Consider the following 18498-nt stretch of genomic DNA (forward strand, 5'->3'; position numbering starts at 1 on the left):
TCATGAATATTCTTGAACAGAAAATCCGCGATGCCAAGGCGGCCGGTCGTCCGGCACTGATTCCCTTTTTGACGGCGGGCTTTCCCGATCAGTCCACCTTCTGGCCCACGCTGATGGAACTGGACGAAGGCGGCGCGGATATTATCGAAATCGGCGTGCCCTTTTCCGACCCTGTGGCAGATGGCCCGGTGGTGGAAGACGCCTCGCGCCGCGCCCTGAGCGATGGCGTAAGCCTGCGCGGCATTCTGGAAGAACTCATTGAACGCAAGGGGCTTATTCAGGCTGGCGTGGTGCTCATGGGCTACCTGAATCCTTTTCTGCAATATGGCTACGAAAAGCTGGCGCGGGATGCCGCGCGCGGCGGCGTGCATGGTTTTATCGTGCCTGATCTGCCCTATGAAGAAGCCGGGCCGCTGCGCGAAGCCCTGAAAAAAGAAGGTATTGCCCTCATTCCCCTGGTTGGCCCCAATACCAGCGCGGAGCGCATGGCCCTCTACAACAGCGTGGGTGAAGGCTATGTGTACGTGGTTTCGGTCATGGGCATCACTGGCGAGCGCAACGACCTTGCGCCTCAGGTGGCTGTGACCATGCGCCGTGCGCGTTCCGCCTTCAAGCTGCCGCTGGCGCTTGGCTTTGGCCTGCGCGAGCCTTCGCAGCTTGAGGCCCTTTCGCCCGATGCGCGGCCCGACGCCGTTGTTTTCGGCAGCGCCCTGCTCAAGCATATCGATGCGGGCAACAGCGCCGCCGAATTTCTGGCCCGCTGGAAGTAGCTGGAAATAGAAGCTGTATTTATCGTCTTATGCACAAAATGAGGGCGCTTTTCCGTAGGGGAGAGCGCCTTTGTTATTTGAATTGAAATTTATTTTCAAAAAAATGGTTCAGACTACTTGACTTTGAAAATCGTTTTCAATTAAAAGAAGGGCACAGAGCAACCCACCCGCGCAAGATTGAACTGTGCGGCAAAAGACGGAGGATCATATGTGCGTAACCCTGATAGGCGGTATGGACCGACTGAAAAAAGATTACATGGCAGCGGCGGAGCAGGACGGGCATTCCCTGAAGTTCATTACCCGCAATGAGCGCAATTTTGTGGACAAAATCGGCAACCCTGACGCCATGATCGTGTTCACCAACAAAATTTCGCACGAAGCCAAGCGCAAGGCCGTGCAGGTGGCGCGCTCGCGCAACATTCCTCTGCAAATGGTTCATTCGTGCGGCGTGTCTTCCCTGCGTGAATGCCTCAAGGGCGCATAGGCTGCTGAAGGAGCGCTCTCTAATGCAGAACTGCCAACCCGGTGAAGGGAAGGGAGGCCGCTGACCAAGGTCGGCGGCCTCCCTTTTTGCAGGGCACTGTGAGCGACCGTCTCTGCGAGGGAAAGTCTGTGCGGGGAAATCTGGCCGGGAAAGTTTGGTCAGGAACGTTTGAAAAGTTCGCGGGTGTTTTGCTCATGGCCGACCGGGTTGGAGTAAAGTTGCGGAAAATTAGTATCCATAGCTTGACATTTGGTGGGCAGGTAGCTAAATCAATCAGGACTTTGGAATTGAATTTCAATTTTTTGAGCAGCGTGTTGTATCCGACCCTTCGGCAGGATCGAAAAGGGTCAGGTAAGACAAGCCGTTTGACGGCAAGGCTGCTGGCAGGAAGGCTGGTATGGACAAATTTTTGTTCGCGGTAATGGCTGGGATGTCGTACGTGCGGCGTCAGTCTGTTTATAGCATGGGGAGGTTCGTGCATGAGCGCGGTTCGGCAGTTTAATAATCCCGATGATGCCAATTTCAACGCTGATGGAAAGCTGCGGATAGCTCTTGCTGGCAATCCCAACTGCGGTAAAACAACAGTTTTCAACGGCTACACTGGCGCGCGCCAGCATGTGGGCAACTATCCCGGTGTCACGGTTGACAGAAAAGAAGGACACATCACCGTGGGCGGCAAGCAGGTTACCGTGGTTGACCTGCCCGGAACGTACTCGCTGACCGCCTATTCCATGGAAGAGCTGGTGGCGCGCCGCGAGTTGGCGGCTGGCAATGTGCAGGCCGTTATTGACGTTGTGGACGCCTCGGCCCTTGAGCGCAACATGCTGCTTACCGTGCAGCTGCTCGAAATGGGCATCCCCGTGGTGCTTGGCTGCAATATGATGGACGAAGCCCGCGCCGCAGGCATCCATATAGATATGGAGCGCCTTAGTGAGCTGCTGGGCATCCCGGTGTTGCCCATGGTGGCCCGCTCTGGCGAAGGCCTGGATGATGCCATGGCCGTTGCCATGAAGCTGGCGCAGGAAGGCAAGGCCAACGCCCTGCGTATTTCTTACGGCAGTGATATTGATCCCGTGCTGCTGGACATGGAAAAGAGCATTGCCGACAACGGCCTGCTGGCCCCCCAATATATGCCTCACTGGGTTGCCCTCAAGATGCTTGAAGGCGACAGCGAAATCATGAGCGAGGTTCGCGCCGCCAATGCCGCGCTGGCCGAAGAGCTTGAGGGTATGCGTAAAAAGGCTGCCGCTCATGTGCGCAGCACGCTCAACGCCAATCTTGAATCCATCATCACCGATTACCGGTACGGCTTTATCCGCAGCCTGCTGCGCGATGGCATCGTGACTCAGGATGCCGGCAAGGACCGTCTGGCCCTTTCCGACAAGCTGGACAAGGTGCTCACCAACGCCTTTCTTGGGCCGCTGCTCATGATCGGCGTGCTCTACCTCATGTTTCAGGTAACGTTTACGCTCGGCGCATACCCGCAGGGATGGGTTGAGGATGGGTTCGCCTGGCTTGGCGAAACCTGCACAACCCTGCTGCCAGAGGGCTTTGCCCAGTCGCTGATCGTGGACGGTATCCTTGCGGGTGTTGGCGGCGTGGTCAGCTTTGTGCCCCTCATCCTCATCATGTTTGCGCTCATCTCCTTTATGGAAGACAGCGGCTACATGGCCCGCGTGGCCTACATGATGGACCGCATCTTCCGCTTTTTCGGCCTGCACGGCGCATCGGTCATGCCCTATATTATCGCTGGCGGTATTGCGGGCGGTTGCGCCATCCCCGGCGTCATGGCAACCCGTACCCTGCGCAGCCCCAAGGAAAAACTGGCAACCCTGCTGACGCTGCCTTACATGACCTGCGGCGCAAAGCTGCCCGTGTTCTTGCTGCTGGCCGGGGCATTCTTTCCTGACAATGCCCCCACCGTCATGTTTCTTATCATGATAACCGGTTGGGTTATGGCTCTGCTGGTGGCGCGCCTGCTGCGCTCTTCCATCGTCAAGGGCGAGGCCACTCCCTTTGTTATGGAGCTGCCCCCGTACCGCATGCCTACCCTCATGAGCCTTTTGCTGCACTGCTGGGAACGTGCCTGGATGTACCTCAAGAAGGCCGGTACCGTACTGGTGGCCATTTCCATCCTGATCTGGGCCGCCATGACTTTCCCCGGTCTGCCGGAAGACAAGTCCGCCCCCTTTGACGCCCAGATCGCCCAGCTTGAAGAAAAGATCGCGGCCATCCCTGAGGGTGACGAAGCCCGCGCGCCCATTGAAGAAGAACTCGGCAACGTGCGCAACGAACTTAAGGAAGAAGCCTTGTCCTTCTCCATGGCTGGCCGTCTTGGCAAGGCCGTGGAACCTGCCACGCGCCCCATGGGTTTTGACTGGCGCACAGACATAGCCCTGCTGGCCGGTGTGGCCGCCAAGGAAGCTGTTGTGGCCACCATGGGCACTGCCTACGCCATGGGCGACCAGGATCCCGAAGATGCCGCCCCCCTGGCGGAGCGCCTCAAGGGTGATGAAGCATGGTCAAAGGCCACGGCGCTTTCCCTGATGCTCTTCGTACTGCTGTATTCCCCCTGCTTTGTGGCCCTGGTGGTCATTCGGCAAGAGGCTGGCAGCTGGGGCTGGGTGGCGTTCAGCATAGTGTTCAATACAGCTCTGGCTTTTGCTGTAGCCACAGCCGCCTACCAGATAGGACGCACTGTCTGGGGATAGCGCCACTGTCTGATTTCTGATTCCCCTCCTTGATGCCTGTGCCGCCTGCCTTGACAAAGGTCTGGCGGCACAGGCATTATCTGCTGGCGCACATTTGCAGGCCTTTACCGAGGGGTTCAGCAATGCTCAACCGGCTTTTTGCAAGTATAATCCTTATGGTTCTGGCTGTGTCTCCCGCTGCTGCGGCTACAACGTGGAATGCGTATGTGGTAAGAGTGGAAGACGGCAATACCGTTTCAGTCAGCACCAAGAAAGACAGTGAAGAACCGGAGAAGGTGCTGGTTTTTTACGGCATTGAAGCTCCCAGTCTCAGGCAGCCTTACGGGCCTCAGGCGCTGGCCTATTTGCAGCGCATGATGCCCAAGGGGGCCAAAGTGGACGTTGAAGACGTGGGGCAGCTCGAAGCTGGCCCCATTACCGCGCTTGTGCAGGTGGGCGGTGATTCCGTCAACTACAAGCTGGTGATGGAAGGTCTGGCCTGGGTGGACAGGCAGAAGTGCAGGGCTATTTTTTGCCGCCGCTGGCTTATTCAGGAACATCAGGCGGTATTGGACAGGCGTGGAATTTGGGGGCTGAACATTGGCACCCCCCCCTGGCAATGGACCCGCTGACACGCCGCCGTAACCCATAAAAGGAGCGCGTATGGAAGTTACAGGTTCCGAAGAACTGCGTAAATTTCTTGATTCCTGGCAGGATGACCCGCTTAACATCAAGAAATCATTTACGGAATACATGGATTTTCTGGCCGCGCACAGCAATATTTCCTTTACTTTCAAGGCCCGGCCCGGCGTAAGTTATTCCCTGCGGGCGCGCCATAGCGTACAGACCGAACGTGTACTCTTTGTGCTGCTGGATGTGGTGGATGATGAACCGGCAAGCCGCTGGCTTTCCATTTGTTTTTATGACGAAATGGTTTCTGACCCCGGCGAAAAGGGCGACTTTGTGCCCGGTGGCCTCATGGGCGAAGATGCCCGTTGTTTTAACCTCGAGGACGACGATGCCGTCATGCGCGACTATATCAAGGCGCGTTTGGCCGAAGCCGCCCACAAAGCCGCAAAAGAGTAAGTGTGGTTTCTACAGATTTGAGCCGTAGTGTAGCTATTGATTTTGAAACTTCCGGCTACTCGGCCCACAGCGCTTGCGCCGTGGGCCTTGCTCGTATTGAGCAGGGCAGCGTGACCGATGTTTTTTACAGCCTCATCAGGCCCCCGTCTTCGCGGGTGATGTTTACCGAGATCCACGGTTTGACCTGGCCCATGCTGAAGGATGCGCCCACTTTTGCCGAACTGTGGCCGCAGATAGATACTTTTCTTGAGGGGGCGGGCAGCCTGCTTGCGCACAATGCCTCCTTTGACAAGCGTGTGCTTGCCGCAAGCTGCCACGCCGTGGGAGCGCAGGAACCCCGTGCGCCTTTTTTGTGCACGCTTAAAGGCTCCCGCCGCAGTTTGCCGCTTGCCTCCAAAAAGCTCAGCAGCGTGAGCGCCTACTTTGGGATAGCGCTGAACCACCATCATGCCGGATCAGATGCGGAGGCCTGCGCCCGCATCTATTTGCAGTTGCGCGCTCTGGGCGTCACCGATGCCCAAATGAAACTGTAAGCCGCAGTTCGTCCCTTCCCGCCAGATTGACCCCGCCCGGATTTTCGGGCGGGTTTTTCTTTTTTGCGCTTGCACTCTGCCTGCGGTGCGTCTTTGTTTTTGTCAAAATACCGACTTCTGCCTATTCTCTATTTTTTAAAGCCCTTGAATAACATGTTTTTTACGCAGTGGAACGCTTGTTGCTAAAGGCTTGGCAAGCAGATTTCCGTGACGCACGGGGGTACGTAATATGAAATCAATGTTCAATATGCAGATAGGCCTTGTGGGCAAGGTCATGGATATGCAGTTGCAGCGGCAGAACGTCATCGCGGGCAATATCGCCAACGTGGAGACGCCCAACTACAAGCCGCGCGAACTGTCTTTTGAAAAAGAACTGCAATCGGCCCTCGGGCTTGATGCAAGAGGGGAGATGACCCGCACGGAATCTTCCCACATGCCCACGGCTTTCAGGCCTGATTCTTTTGGGCCGGAATGGGATATGGCGGTCAAACCGCGTGTTGTTCACGGCGAAGACCGCGTCAATATTGATAAAGAAATGGCCAAGCATGCCAAGAACCAGTTGCAGTACACAGCGCTTACCCAGGTGATGAGCAAGTCTTTTGAAGGACTGAACAACATCATCCAGGATGGCAAGCAGTCCTGATTTTTGCCCGCCGCCGCGCCGCTTCCATACGCGGCATAATAACCCCGGCAGCGGACAGTGTAGGAGGAAGCCATGGACTTCATGACGGCATTTGATATCAGCGCGTCCGGCCTTTCAGCCGACCGCACCCGCATCAACACCATTTCGATGAACCTTGCCAACGCCAAGACAACGCGCACGCCCCAGGGCGGGCCGTACCGTCGGCGCAGCGTGGTGCAGCAAACGGCAGATGTGGATGATCCTTTTTCCATCCACATGCGTTCGGCCCTCGACAGGGCGGTGCAGGGCGTGCGTGTTTCTGCCGTGACCATGGACAACCGGCCCTTCAAGCGGGTGTACGAGCCAGGCAACCCTGACGCCAATGCGGAAGGCTTCGTCATGTACCCCGATATCAACGTGGTTGAGGAAATGGCCAACCTCATGACTGCCCAGCGCAACTACGAGGCCAACGTCACCACGGTGGATGCCGTCAAGGGCATGTTCATCAAGGCGCTGGATATTGGCCGCTAGGTTTTGACCACGGTTGCAGCATAAAAAAGATTTTTTTGGAGCGCGGAGGTTGTTATGAGCATTCAGGCAGTTGGCATGCGGGCGTACAGCGAGGCAGTGCAGAATTTCAGCAAGGTGCAGAGCAGCATGCAGCAGGGCGGCTCCATCGGCGGCCAGACCCAGTTTGCCAAAACTCTTGACCAGAGCCTTTTGCGCGATAGCGTTGACCGGGGCGAAAATTTTGGCGCCCAAGCGGATTTTATCAAATATCCCACACAGGCGCACACGCCGGTGACGCCGCAGAACAGCTTTTCCGGCACCATCAAAAATTCGCTGAACAAGGTTAACGAACTGGACAGCGCCAAAAATGCGGCTATCGAAGATTTCGCCGCAGGCCGTACCCAGAATGTGCACGAACTCATGATCACCATGCAAAAATCCAGCATGGCCATGAAGCTGACCTCTGCCGTGCGCGGCAAGGTGCTTGAAGCCTACAAGGAAATTTCCCGCATGCAGTTCTAGGGCAACTGCGTGAGCAGCTGTTCGCCGCCGGGGCGCGGAGCGTTTAATTACGTTGCGATACGCCCGGGCAGGTGTATTTTACAAATTCCAGATTTTCCTTTCCGCGCGTGATACTCCTGAACGCCGAATCCCCCACGGGCTGTGTGTGCCTTGGGGGATTCGGCGTTTCTGGCGCAGTGTCACAAATTTGAATGAATCAGGGGAGCGTTTTAAAAAGTTATATAATTACAGTATTTTGTAATATGGCATGGCAATTGCTTTGGCAGGGCATATGCCCGGCCAAAGTGCCGGAATTACGCCACGTCTTCGCAGGAGCTACCATATGCCGGCTTTTCTTATGCAACTTGTCAATTCCATCAAGGCAGTCTGGGCCAGAATGAGCGTCATGCAGCGCGTGATGGTCATGGGTGGATTTGTGCTTATCGGCTCTGCGGCCATTGGCCTTTCTGTCTGGGCCTCGCGGCCTGACTTGAAGGTGCTGTATTCCAACCTCAGCGCCGAAGACGCCAGCGTTGTCATCAAGTCGCTCCAGGCAGACAAGGTCATATACCAACTCACGGACAACGGGAAAACCATTCTTGTTCCCAAGGAAGTTGTGTATGATGAACGCATCAAGATCGCGGGCGAAGGCGGTCTTGTGGGGCAGGGCATCGGTTTTGAAATTTTTGACAAGGTCAAGGTCGGGCAAACCGACTTTGTGCAGAAAATAAACTACACCCGCGCCCTGCAGGGTGAACTTTCGCGCACTATCAGCGAGTTCCCCAATGTGGAAAGCGCACGCGTGCATCTGGTCATTCCGCACCGCAGCCTGTTTGTGGAGGAGCGCCAGTCGCCCTCGGCCTCGGTTGTGCTCAAGCTCAAGCGGCCCAACCTCAAGCCCGACCAGAAAGAAATCAACGCCATCCTCAACATGATGCTCATGGCTGTTGAAGGGCTGGATAAAACGCACGTTTCCATTTCAGACAACGGCGGCAAGGTGCTGTATCAGCCGGAATCAGACAGCCTCGCCGGTGCAAGCTCCACCCAGATGGAACACCGCCAGCAGGTGCAGCGCAACCTTGAACGCCGCATTGAAGAAATGTTGCAGCCCATGTTTGGCCCTGGCCGAGTTATCGCCAAGGTCAACGTGGATATGGATTTCAGCCAGCGCACCATCCGTCGCGAACTGTTTGACCCCGAAAAAACCGCAGTACGCAGCGAGCAGCGCAGTGAAGAAACCCAGCAGGGCCGCTCGAATCTTGAGGGCGGGTCGCCGGACGCCAACTTCCGTGGCGATGGCATAGCCGGATCTGTTTCACAGCAGAACGGCAGCCGCGAAACCCGCACCACCAACTACGAAATTAACAAGGAAGAGCAGCAAATCGTATCCAATGTGGGCGATTTAAAGCGCATGACGGTTGCAGTCCTTATCGATGGGACGTATGAAAAGACCAGCGGGGCGTGGACATTTGTGCCGCGCAAGGCCGATGACCTTGAGCGTGTGCGCCAGCTTGTTACCAATGCCGTGGGTCTGGACAAGGCCCGTGGTGATGCTCTGGAAGTAAGCTCCGCTCCGTTTACGGATTCCGAGCCGCCCAAGGATCCCAATTTTGCCGAAATGCTGGCCGATTATGCCGAACGGCTGGGCAAACCCCTGCTCAACGCGCTGCTGGCCTTTTTGTTCCTCATGCTTGTGGTGCGGCCCGTGGTTCTGGCCCTCATCAGGCCGAAGGTTGAAGCCGGTGAAATGATCGAGGGGCTTGAAGGCCTGCCCGCAGCCGAAGAGCAGCTGGCCCTGTATGAGGCTCTTGAAGAGGCCTCCAAGGCAGATGACGAGATCGCCGCAGACGAAGAAGACGATGAACTGGTTTTCAAAGATATTGAAGCCCTGAAGTCGCACATTTTCACCCTTTCCGATAATCATATGGAGCAGGTGGTGATGCTGGTGCGCGGCTGGATGAAAAACGATGAAACAGCTACCGCCTAAAGCAGCAGACCGTCAATTGACGGAAAGCAACTCGACGCTTTCGCAGCTCAAGGCCTTGCGCCTGGCGCAAAGAGAAAGCAACCAGCGCGTTGAAGAATTGAAAATGCGGCTCTTTCACATTACCGAGCAGCATATGGAACAGGCCGTGCGGCTTATCAAGCGCTGGCTTGCAGACAAGGAATAAGCAACCCCGAGCAGCCTAGTGCGGATCTCGGTGAAGGAGTAGGGAGATGGAGTTGACCGGCAAACAGCGTACTGCAGTGCTGCTGCTCGCCATGGGCGACAAATTCACGGCTGACGTGTTCAAGCGCATGGACCGGCAGGAAATAGCCGACATCTCCAGAGCTATCGTGGAATTGGAGCCTGTGCCGCGCGAAATAGTCGAAGAAGTGCTGCGCGAATTCCACGAATCGCTGGTTGAAGGCGTGGATATGATCACAGGCGGCAGCGAAACGCTGAAACGCCTGCTGGTCAAAAACCTTGATCCTGAAACCGCCAAGTACGTTATGGACTCCCTGAGCCTTGAAACCGGCCCCGCGCCCTTCCGCGAGCTGGAGTCGGTCAGCCCCAAGCTGCTTTCACAGATTCTGCGCAACGAGCATCCGCAAACCCTGGCCTTAATCATTGGTCACCTGCATCCGGATCAGGCCGCCAATTTATTGACAAACCTTCCCGCAGGCGTGCGCGCCGAGGTGCTCATGCGCCTTGCGCGGCTTGAAGCCGTGCCGGAAGAAATGCTCATGGAAGTGGACAAGGTGCTCACAAGCCAGCTTATCGCCATGGGCGGCAAGGAAGGCAAAAAAGTGGGCGGCGTGCAGTCTGTGGCAGAAATTCTCAATGCCGTGGACCGCGCCACCGAAGAAGAAGTGCTCTCCGAAATCGAAGAAGATTCCGCGCAGATGGCCGAAGATATTCGCAACCTCATGTTTGTCTTTGAGGACTGCAAGAATATTGATGACCGTGGCGTGCGCGAAATGCTGAAGGAAATTTCCAACGAAGATCTCACCCTGGCCCTGCGCGGGGCCAGCGACGACCTCAAGGAAAAATTCTTCAAGAATATGTCGGAACGCGCGGGCAACATGATTCGCGAAGAACTGGAATTCATGGGCCCGGCCAAACTCTCGGACGTGGAATCAGCCCAGCAGAATGTCGTCAAGATCGTGCGGCGGCTTGAAGGCGAAAACAAACTTGTCATCAGCCGTGGCGCTGGCGATGTGTTTGTGTAGCGGCCCGCCGCAGAATCTGTAACCATCGGAATCCGGCATGGCGTCAGACGAGTTGCGCAAAAAATGGGGCACCATCTTCATGGGCGAGCGCGAGGCAACACCTCAGCAGCTTGATGCCATGCAGGAACCCTTGCTCCGTGAACGCGCCCAGCACCTGCAGCAGGAGGACTATCTTGCCCGGGTGCGCGCCAGGGCCGAGGAACGCGCACGCGAGATTCTTGGCGCAGCCTATGCCGAAAGGCAAAAGGTGCTGGAAGAGGCCGGGGCCGAGGCTCAGGCCCGCGTGGAGCAGTTCACGCGCGAAGCGAAAGAGCTGAAGGCGCAGGCGCAGGCAGAACTGGCCGAGGCCGAGGCAGAGCACGGCAAGGCCCGCGACCTGCGCGAAGAAGCCGAGTTTATCCGCGGCAACGCGCATAATGAGGGCTTTCAGGCGGGCATGGAGCAGGCCGGGGCCGAGCTTAAGGAGTTCCGCGTTGATGTGGGGCAGATGCTCGGCAACATGCTGCGCGCTCTTGAGGCGCAGCGTCACAACCTTGGCGAAGCCTGGCGCGATGAACTGGCAGAGCTGGCCCGCGTGGCCGTAGAGGCCGGAACCGGCTGGATTTTGCAGGCAGAGCATCAGCGCATTTTGCAAAGCCTGGTCTTTGGTTCCCTGCAACTGCTGGAAGACCGCGCCACCGTGAGCATCCGCGTGCACCCCGATGACGAGGACACCGTGAGCGACCTGTTTCGGGCCGCCCGCGAGCGTGTGCCCGAGTTGAGCCAATGGATCGTGAACGGCGATCCTTCTGTTGAGGCTGGCGGCCTTGTGGCCGAGAGCGTCAGCGGTTCTGTGGAAAATCTGCGCGAACATTACCGCGAAATGGTCAACGGCATTCTGGAGCATCTGACCTTGCCGCCGCGTCCCGAGGAAGAAAGGGCGGGGGAAGAGGTGAGCGCCACGGCTGCGCGTGAATCTGAGCGGTTGACGCAAATCGTGCCGGAAGCTGCCCCTGTTGCGGAGCCCGAGCCTGAACTGCCCGTTGAACCTGTCAATACGACGGGCCAGCCGGAACTGTTGCCAGAACATTCGGCAGAACATCCGGCTGAAACTCTGGCGGCTGAAGCCTCGCCGGAATCCGGGCAGGAATTTGCGCCAGAATCTGTACCAGATATGGCCCAAGGTGCGCAGCCAGAACGGGCCTCCTTTGCCGGGCAGGATGGCGCTGGCCTTGCACCCAACGAAATTTTGCCCGCATCCGGGCCTGTTGATATGGCTGCTGCCGCTGATTCTTTTGAGCAAGGGCAGGAGCCTGCGCCAGCTGATGCCGCAGTTCCTCTTGCCAATGTCTCGCCCGAAATGATGCAGGGTTCCATGCCAGAACCCGGAGTGCAGGCAGAGGCACATCCTGCAGAATCACCCCCGGCCCCGATGGCGCAGCCTGATGGTGGTGTTGAAGGGCAGCCCGCACAGGAGCAGGCTCCGGAACCTGCCCATGTTCAGGCAGCGGAACACAATGCCAATCCCAGCCTTGCCGAGCTTGAGGACGAGCTTTTTCCCTTGCCGGAGGAGGAAAAGGAACACGTCTCGCAATCTTCTTCCAGCGTCTTTGTCAGCGGGGGCTTTCTGCCCGGCTCGGGCAACGGCCAGCCGGGATAGCCAGCCATGAAGCTTGACCCAGATTCCTGCATAAAGCTGCTCAAAACAAGCACGCCAGTGCGCCTCTACGGCAAGGTCAACAAGGTCGTGGGCCTTGTGGCCGAGGGCAGCGGTTTGCGCGCGCCCCTCGGGGCCGTGTGCCACATGCTGCCCGATGAAGGCGACAACGGTATTGCCGCCGAAGTTGTGGGCTTTCGCGAGGGCAATCTCCTGTTCATGCCTTATGGCGACATGCGGGGCATCCGCCCCGGCAGCCGTATCCGCAACACAAGTCTGCCTCCGGTGTTTCCCGTAGGGCCGGATTTGCTTGGCCGCGCCTTTGACGCCTTTGGCACCCCACTGGATGCCGGTGCGCCCATAAGCGCAGAACTCTACGTTTCGCCCCTGCCCTCTGGGGAAAGCTCCAGAGAGGATTTTATCCGCCAGCAGGAAGAGCAGCGCCCCTTTGTGCCTCACTGGCTTGAGGAGGCCCGCAAGCACTGGAATCCAGAGCTGGTGCCCATCTATGCCGATCCACCAAGCCCCCTGCAACGCCCGCGCATTACCGATATTCTTGATGTGGGCGTGCGCTCGGTCAACAGCCTGCTGACCCTTGGCAAGGGGCAGCGCGTGGGCATCATGGCCGGTTCGGGCGTGGGCAAATCCACGCTCATGGGCATGATGGCCCGCTACACCCGCGCTGATGTCAACGTCATTGCCCTCATTGGCGAACGCGGGCGCGAAGTTGTGGAATTTATGGAGCGCGACCTCGGCCCCGAGGGCATGGCCCGCTCCGTGCTGGTTATCGCCACGTCAGACCAGTCTCCCCTTGTGCGCATGCGCGCGGCTTACACAGCCACGGCTGTTTCGGAATATTTCCGTGACAAGGGCATGGACGTGCTGCTGATGATGGACTCCGTAACCCGTTTTGCCATGGCTGCCCGCGAAGTTGGCTTGGCAGTGGGCGAGCCGCCCACCACCAAGGGCTACACGCCTTCGGTTTTTGCCCAGTTGCCCAAGCTTCTGGAGCGGGCGGGGCGTTCCGCCAAGGGGACCATCACGGGGATTTATACCGTACTTGTGGACGGCGACGACTTTAACGAACCCATCGCCGACTCCGTGCGTTCCATCCTTGACGGGCATATTGTGCTTACCCGCGATCTGGCCGACCAGGGGCATTTCCCCGCCATTGACGTGCTGCGTTCCATCAGCCGTCTGCGTTCCGACATCTGTGACCGGCAGGATGTTCTCGCGGGCCGCGTTGTCACCCGCTGCATGAGCACCTTCCGCCGTGTGGAAGACATGATCAACATCGGCGCCTACGCCAAGGGCTCCAATGCGGAGATTGACGCAGCCATTACCAAGATGCCGGACATCAACGCCTTTTTGCGGCAGGATGTGGGCGAACCCCAGTTTGTGGAGCAGTGCATGGCCCAAATGCGCGCTCTGGCCGATATGGACGATGGCCAGCAGGGCGATCCGCAAGGCGATCCGCAGGGCGGCATGCCTGTGCCGCAACAGCCCAACGGCGTTGCGCCGCTGTAGTTTTATCCATAATTTTCTTTTCCAGATTTGTTTTTTTGAGAATGGGAATTCTGTCACATGCGGCTTGAAGGCGGCTTGGTGCTGTGCTAGGTTCAATGTGTAACTGTTGGCGCTGCGCGGTTTTTCGCGTTGTCGCAGGTTTACAGCCTTATCTTGTGGAGCCGCCATGTCCTTGAGCCGTCTGTTGGGCTTTTTAACGCGAGGCGCCCGCCGGGGCGACGAAGCCGTTTCCTCTTCTTCCGTCAGTGCGGCGGAGGAAGCCCAACGCTTTTTTGCCTTGCGGCACCACTCCTTCCGCCTGTTTCTTACGGCATGGAACGCCTTTCAGGAAACCATGACCGATCTGGAATACACCCTTTGCTGCGACCACCCCTTTGGCCTGTACCGTGTGCGGGCGCTCTGCACCTCTATGGCCACCCAGGTTTTTCAGTGCATCAAGCAGCTTGAGCGGCTTGATCCTGCGCCTTGCCCTGCCCTCTATGCCCGTTTTGGCGAGCTGCAAAAACTGGTGGCGGAAGAAGTGTACGAGCCGGAAGCCTGTCTGCTCGGGCCGCTGGTCGTTCCCCTGTGTCAGGACGATGCCGGATGCCTGGCCGCTCTGCACAGCGAGGGCAGGGTACTGGTGGATCCCGCAACCGCCCGGCTTGAAAAATTGCGCCCCCATTTTCCCGGTGCTGTGCCGCAGGGCTTTGTGGTCACGGCGGCGGGGTGCCAGCACTATTTTCAGAGCGGCGACCTGCAAAGCGAGATCAACCGCTGCATTCAGGCTGCTGGCGGCCTGGCCCCCAACCATCTGGCGCGGCTTTCAAAAAAGCTGGGCGCGCTGGTGGAGGGAACCCCCCTGCCGGAAGACCTTGCCGCAGCTATCCTTGAGCAGGTGCAGCGTCTGCGTGGCCTTTGCAACAAGCCCATGCAGCTTTTGCTGCGCGGGCGCGTATGGCCGCCTGCAGCGGGCGAGGGCGAAGGCTGCGGCGTTGTGCTGTGGGGCCCGCCTGTTTCGTTGCAGGCGCATGACGATGATATTTTGCGCGCAGTGCGCGTAACCCTGTCCAGCAAGCAGCGCGCTCAGGCTCTGGTTTATCGCCGTGCGCGCGGGCTGACAGAAGGCGGGGCTGGCGTCTGCCTCACCTGCATGGCAGTGGATGAGGGCTGTTTTGGCGGCATTGCCCAGTCATCCGCGCCATTGACCCCGCACAGTGAAAATGTGCATGTCTACGGTTGCGCGGGTTTGCCGCAGGAGGTGGAATATTCCACCATGCCTGTAGATGCCATAAGTGTTTCGCGCGCGGCGCCGCACACGGTGACAGACCGCCGTCCTTATAAAGCCAAGCGCCCGGTGCTGGACGATGCCACCGCCATACGCGCCGCAGAGCTTGCGCTCGCGGTGGAAGAAGCCGCCGGAAGGCCCGAGGTGCTCACCTGGGTGTGCAACCCCGAAGGCCGGGTTTTTATGCTTATGGCGCGGCCCATGTCCTTGCCGCAGGAGGAAGAACCCGCCTTGCCGGAGCCAGCCATGGCGCTGGACGATGCCCTGCTGCTGGAGGGGGGATTTACGGTCAATCCGGGTCGCGTATCCGGTCCTGCATGGGTGGCCCGCCGCTGGGAAGACGCACGCAGGTTCCCCACGGGCGGTATCCTTGTGGTGCCGGACGACAACTACATCTGGGGTTCGCTCATTGACCGCGCCGCCGGGATTGTGGCGGAGCGCGGTTTTCAGGGTTCGCGTCTGGCTTCGCTGGCGCGGGAGTTCGGCAAGCCCGCCGTCTTTGGCCTCAAATGGGCCACGGAAGTTGTGGAAAGTGACCAGCGAATTACACTGTGCGCAGACCTGCGCACAGTGTACGAAAACCGGCAGGATTCCCTGCTGCCCAAAGTTCCGCCTGGCAAGGACTATATGCCCGGCAGCCCCGTGTACCAGATTTTGCAAACCGCCTCCCGCCGCATTCTGCCTCTGACGCTTGAGGTGGACAGCGTGGACTTCAAGGCGGCCAACTGCGCCACCTATCACGACATAGTGCGCTATTGTCACGAAAAGGCCGTGAGCGCCATGTTCAGCCTCGGCTCGGAAAAAAAGTACGCGCCGCAGCGCATCAAGCAACTGCGGGACAAGGTGGTCAAGCAGTTCTGGGTGGTCAACCTCAGCGATGGTTTTGTGCGCACCCCCAACGGGCCTGTCATTGACGTGGAAGATATTGCCTCGCTGCCCATGAAAGCCTTGTGGCAGGGCATGAACGCCCACCCCTGGCAGGGGCCGCCGCCTGTGGACGGCAAGGGTTTTTTATCTGTGCTTTTTGAGGCCACAGCCAATCCCAATCTGGATCCAGCCGCGCAGACGGCGTATTTCACAGAAAAAAATTATTTTCTTATCTCCAGCGACTATTGCAGTCTGCATTCCCGCTTTGGCTTCCATTTTGTTTCGGTCGAGGCGCGCCTTTCGGAGCGCACCAGCGAGAACTATCTGAATTTTCAGTTGCGCGGCGGCGCTGCCGACATTGAGCGCCGTATTCTGCGGGTGCGCTTTGTTGCCGATATCCTTTGGGAATTCGGCTTTTCGCCCGTTGTGCGCAACGATGCCGTGAGCGCCACGCTCAAGGATATGGATAAGGAAGAAGGCGAACGCCTGCTGGCTGTGGCAGGGTATATGACCATCCATACCCGCCAGCTCGACATGATCATGCAGGACCCTGGCCAGGTTGCGGCCCGCCGCCAGGAAATGCTGGCCCACTGCCGGGCGCTTTTCAGGGGAGAATCCCTGGCTGGCGTTGTTGATTCTCCATCCCAGGAGGCCCGTTAATGTCGTCCACCGTGCCTGCATCCCACAGAGGCTACAGGGCCATATATCGCCGTTTGCTGATAACGCTGCTGCTCATGGCGCTCACGCCGCTGGTCGCTCTGGGGATGTTTTGTCTGGACAGGCTCAGCGCCATCTATGACGAAAAAATCACCGCGGGTATCGAGGCTGTCATCAGCAGCAAGCACCGCGCTCTTGATACCTTCATGGTGGAGCGCATCGCGCAGGTCAAAAACCTGGCTTTCACCCACCCGTATTCTGATCTCAGCAATCCCGTACGCCTGAGCGAAATTTTCAGCGTGATGCAGAGCAACAGCCGTTCGTTTGTTGATCTGGGCATTATCGGTATGGATGGCCGCCATGTTTCCTATGTGGGGCCGTTTGACCTGCGGGACGCCAATTATTCCGAGGCCCCCTGGTTCTCGGAAGTGCTGCGCAAGGGCGTGTATGTCAGCGATGTATTCATGGGCTACCGCCACGTGCCGCACTTTATCATTGCCGTTCTGCGGCACGAGGGCGGGCGCTCCTATATAATGCGCGCCACCATCGACATGGACGCCATTGACGCACTGCTGCGGCGCATATATTCCGGCCCGCACAGCGATGCTTTTATCGTCAGCAGCACTGGAGTGTTGCAGACGGGTTCGCGTTTCTACGGTCCTATTATGGGTAACTTTGCCCTGCCGCAGGAAAATTTGACCCGCAACAATGTGGTTACCATGCGCTCGGTCGTCCCCAGCGGGGAAGAAATGCTGGTGGCCCTGATGCGGCTGGATTCCATGCCCTGGGTGCTGGTGGTCATGGACGATGTGCGTGACAGCCTCAAGCCCTTGCGGCAGCTCAAGGCGCTGATACTCTTTTTTACACTGCTTGGCGGCGCGCTGACCTGCATGGGCGCGGAGCTGTGCACCCGGCGGCTTGTGGCTTCACTTGAAGCCTCGGATCAAAAGCAGGCCCACATTGACGCGCGCATGCTGCAGTCAAGCAAGATGGCCGCTCTGGGCAAGATGGCGGCTGGCGTGGCACACGAGGTCAACAATCCCCTGATGCTCATTCAGGAAAACGCGGGCTGGATACGCGACCTGCTGGACGATGAAGACCCGTCAACCATGAAGAATTACAAAGAAATTTTCGATAGCACGGAAAAAATCGAGCAGCACGTCAAACGCGCCAAGGGCATAACGCAGCGCATGCTGGGCTTTGGGCGGCGCATGAATCCGGGCCGCACGGAAATTCTTATCAGTTCCCTGGCCGATCAGGCCGTGGAAATGCTCAAAACCGAGGCCGCCAACCGCAATATAGCCATTGTGCGGCAGTACGATGCGCATGTTCCCGTAATTTTGTCCGACCCGGCCCAGCTTGAACAGATATTCATCAATGTGATAGACAATGCTATTGATGCCATGGGCAAGAATGGCACCCTGACCGTCAGCACGCAGCCCTGGCGCAACGGGGTGCGTGTTTCCTTTACCGACACCGGGCCGGGCATGGATCAGGAAACCCTGCGGCAGATTTTTGACCCCTTCTTTACCACCAAGAAGGTGGGCGAGGGCACGGGGCTTGGCCTTGCCATCTGCTACACCATTCTTGAAAAGCTCGGTGGACGCATAGACGTGCAGAGCGAACTTGGGCACGGCACCACATTCAATATTTTTCTGCCTGCGGAACCGCCGCAGCTCGCGCCTGAAGAAAGCGCAGAAGCATAATACCACTAGGCGGCCCCAATGGGGCATGCTGCCATATGAAGGAGGCCTCCATGCGCGCATTGTTTGTGGACGATGAAGTGGAATTTCTGGAACTGATGGAAAAACGCCTTACCCGGCGCGGAATGGAAGTTGTAACCGCCCCCGATGGTCAGTCGGCCCTTGATCTGCTGGATCAGGCCCTGCAATCGGGCGAGACGTTCCAGATTGTGGTCATGGATGTGCGCATGCCCGGCATGGATGGTCTGGAAACCCTGCGCCACATGAAGGAAAAAGCCCCCAACCTGCCCGTTATTCTGCTTACGGGGCATGCCTGCATGGGCGTGGCCGTGCAGGGGCTTGATCTTGGCGCGTATGACTACATGCTCAAGCCCGTGGCCATCAGCGAGCTGATTATCAAGATGGAGGAAGCGGCCCGGTCCGCTATGTGAC

At 58.1% G+C, this 18498-nt stretch carries 17 protein-coding genes; all 17 read left to right on the forward strand.

Going from position 1 to position 18498, the window contains the following annotated elements:
* The first annotated feature begins 2 nt into the window (after positions 1-2).
* The 17 genes from trpA to G449_RS0110265 all read left to right on the forward strand — a co-directional run bounded on the left by trpA (position 3) and on the right by G449_RS0110265 (position 18497).
* Complete coding sequence (gene trpA / locus G449_RS0110180) at positions 3-770, forward strand: tryptophan synthase subunit alpha (protein ID WP_022659207.1); 768 nt, start codon at positions 3-5, stop codon at positions 768-770.
* A gap of 208 nt (positions 771-978) precedes the next feature.
* Positions 979-1254: a DUF2325 domain-containing protein gene (locus G449_RS0110185; RefSeq protein WP_022659208.1), complete on the forward strand. Its 276-nt coding sequence runs from the start codon at positions 979-981 to the stop codon at positions 1252-1254.
* Between the two features lie 479 nt (positions 1255-1733).
* On the forward strand, positions 1734-3965 hold the full coding sequence (feoB, locus tag G449_RS0110195; RefSeq protein WP_022659210.1) for a ferrous iron transport protein B: 2232 nt from the start codon (positions 1734-1736) through the stop codon (positions 3963-3965).
* A 122-nt stretch (positions 3966-4087) separates the two neighbouring features.
* A complete protein-coding gene (locus G449_RS0110200) occupies positions 4088-4576 on the forward strand; it encodes a thermonuclease family protein (protein ID WP_022659211.1) in 489 nt (162 codons plus the stop codon).
* 31 nt (positions 4577-4607) lie between these two features.
* On the forward strand, positions 4608-5030 hold the full coding sequence (locus G449_RS0110205) for a hypothetical protein (RefSeq protein WP_022659212.1): 423 nt from the start codon (positions 4608-4610) through the stop codon (positions 5028-5030).
* A 2-nt stretch (positions 5031-5032) separates the two neighbouring features.
* Positions 5033-5563, forward strand: a complete 531-nt coding sequence (locus G449_RS0110210) for a 3'-5' exonuclease (RefSeq protein ID WP_022659213.1) — start codon at positions 5033-5035, stop codon at positions 5561-5563.
* A 229-nt stretch (positions 5564-5792) separates the two neighbouring features.
* The gene (gene flgB, locus G449_RS0110215; protein ID WP_022659214.1) at positions 5793-6206 is read left to right on the forward strand and encodes a flagellar basal body rod protein FlgB; all 414 of its coding nucleotides are present in this window, start codon (positions 5793-5795) and stop codon (positions 6204-6206) included.
* Between the two features lie 72 nt (positions 6207-6278).
* Positions 6279-6716: a flagellar basal body rod protein FlgC gene (gene flgC / locus G449_RS0110220; protein ID WP_022659215.1), complete on the forward strand. Its 438-nt coding sequence runs from the start codon at positions 6279-6281 to the stop codon at positions 6714-6716.
* Between the two features lie 54 nt (positions 6717-6770).
* Complete coding sequence (fliE, locus tag G449_RS18695) at positions 6771-7217, forward strand: flagellar hook-basal body complex protein FliE (RefSeq protein WP_022659216.1); 447 nt, start codon at positions 6771-6773, stop codon at positions 7215-7217.
* A gap of 322 nt (positions 7218-7539) precedes the next feature.
* A complete protein-coding gene (gene fliF, locus G449_RS0110230) occupies positions 7540-9183 on the forward strand; it encodes a flagellar basal-body MS-ring/collar protein FliF (RefSeq protein WP_022659217.1) in 1644 nt (547 codons plus the stop codon).
* Positions 9184-9199: 16 nt separating this feature from the next.
* A complete protein-coding gene (locus G449_RS16795; protein WP_022659218.1) occupies positions 9200-9367 on the forward strand; it encodes a hypothetical protein in 168 nt (55 codons plus the stop codon).
* A 46-nt stretch (positions 9368-9413) separates the two neighbouring features.
* Entirely contained in the window at positions 9414-10409 is a 996-nt protein-coding gene (gene fliG / locus G449_RS0110240) for a flagellar motor switch protein FliG (RefSeq protein WP_022659219.1), read from the forward strand.
* 37 nt (positions 10410-10446) lie between these two features.
* A complete protein-coding gene (locus tag G449_RS0110245) occupies positions 10447-12048 on the forward strand; it encodes a FliH/SctL family protein (RefSeq protein ID WP_022659220.1) in 1602 nt (533 codons plus the stop codon).
* A gap of 6 nt (positions 12049-12054) precedes the next feature.
* On the forward strand, positions 12055-13572 hold the full coding sequence (locus G449_RS16800) for a FliI/YscN family ATPase (RefSeq protein ID WP_022659221.1): 1518 nt from the start codon (positions 12055-12057) through the stop codon (positions 13570-13572).
* Positions 13573-13738: 166 nt separating this feature from the next.
* Positions 13739-16366 carry a PEP/pyruvate-binding domain-containing protein gene (locus G449_RS0110255; protein WP_022659222.1) on the forward strand — a complete coding sequence of 876 codons (2628 nt, stop codon included), beginning with the start codon at positions 13739-13741 and terminating at the stop codon, positions 16364-16366.
* On the forward strand, positions 16366-18069 hold the full coding sequence (locus G449_RS0110260) for a sensor histidine kinase (RefSeq protein WP_022659223.1): 1704 nt from the start codon (positions 16366-16368) through the stop codon (positions 18067-18069). Before G449_RS0110255 ends, G449_RS0110260 begins: the two co-directional genes overlap by 1 nt.
* A 50-nt stretch (positions 18070-18119) precedes the next feature.
* On the forward strand, positions 18120-18497 hold the full coding sequence (locus G449_RS0110265) for a response regulator (RefSeq protein WP_022659224.1): 378 nt from the start codon (positions 18120-18122) through the stop codon (positions 18495-18497).
* The last annotated feature ends 1 nt before the right edge of the window (position 18498 follow it).

Origin of the sequence: Desulfovibrio desulfuricans DSM 642, assembly GCF_000420465.1 — a bacterium.
GTDB classification, from domain to species: domain Bacteria; phylum Desulfobacterota; class Desulfovibrionia; order Desulfovibrionales; family Desulfovibrionaceae; genus Desulfovibrio; species Desulfovibrio desulfuricans.

Excerpts from the sequence above, each read along its gene's own strand:
- G449_RS0110255 (WP_022659222.1), top strand. The coding sequence starts at position 13,739 with ATGTCCTTGAGCCGTCTGTTGGGCTTTTTAACGCGAGGCGCCCGCCGG.
- fliE (WP_022659216.1), top strand. The coding sequence starts at position 6,771 with ATGAGCATTCAGGCAGTTGGCATGCGGGCGTACAGCGAGGCAGTGCAG.
- fliG (WP_022659219.1), top strand. The coding sequence starts at position 9,414 with ATGGAGTTGACCGGCAAACAGCGTACTGCAGTGCTGCTGCTCGCCATG.
- feoB (WP_022659210.1), top strand. The coding sequence starts at position 1,734 with ATGAGCGCGGTTCGGCAGTTTAATAATCCCGATGATGCCAATTTCAAC.
- G449_RS0110200 (WP_022659211.1), top strand. The coding sequence starts at position 4,088 with ATGCTCAACCGGCTTTTTGCAAGTATAATCCTTATGGTTCTGGCTGTG.
- trpA (WP_022659207.1), top strand. The coding sequence starts at position 3 with ATGAATATTCTTGAACAGAAAATCCGCGATGCCAAGGCGGCCGGTCGT.
- G449_RS0110245 (WP_022659220.1), top strand. The coding sequence starts at position 10,447 with ATGGCGTCAGACGAGTTGCGCAAAAAATGGGGCACCATCTTCATGGGC.
- flgC (WP_022659215.1), top strand. The coding sequence starts at position 6,279 with ATGGACTTCATGACGGCATTTGATATCAGCGCGTCCGGCCTTTCAGCC.
- G449_RS0110260 (WP_022659223.1), top strand. The coding sequence starts at position 16,366 with ATGTCGTCCACCGTGCCTGCATCCCACAGAGGCTACAGGGCCATATAT.
- G449_RS0110265 (WP_022659224.1), top strand. The coding sequence starts at position 18,120 with ATGCGCGCATTGTTTGTGGACGATGAAGTGGAATTTCTGGAACTGATG.
- fliF (WP_022659217.1), top strand. The coding sequence starts at position 7,540 with ATGCCGGCTTTTCTTATGCAACTTGTCAATTCCATCAAGGCAGTCTGG.
- G449_RS0110185 (WP_022659208.1), top strand. The coding sequence starts at position 979 with ATGTGCGTAACCCTGATAGGCGGTATGGACCGACTGAAAAAAGATTAC.
- flgB (WP_022659214.1), top strand. The coding sequence starts at position 5,793 with ATGAAATCAATGTTCAATATGCAGATAGGCCTTGTGGGCAAGGTCATG.
- G449_RS16800 (WP_022659221.1), top strand. The coding sequence starts at position 12,055 with ATGAAGCTTGACCCAGATTCCTGCATAAAGCTGCTCAAAACAAGCACG.
- G449_RS0110205 (WP_022659212.1), top strand. The coding sequence starts at position 4,608 with ATGGAAGTTACAGGTTCCGAAGAACTGCGTAAATTTCTTGATTCCTGG.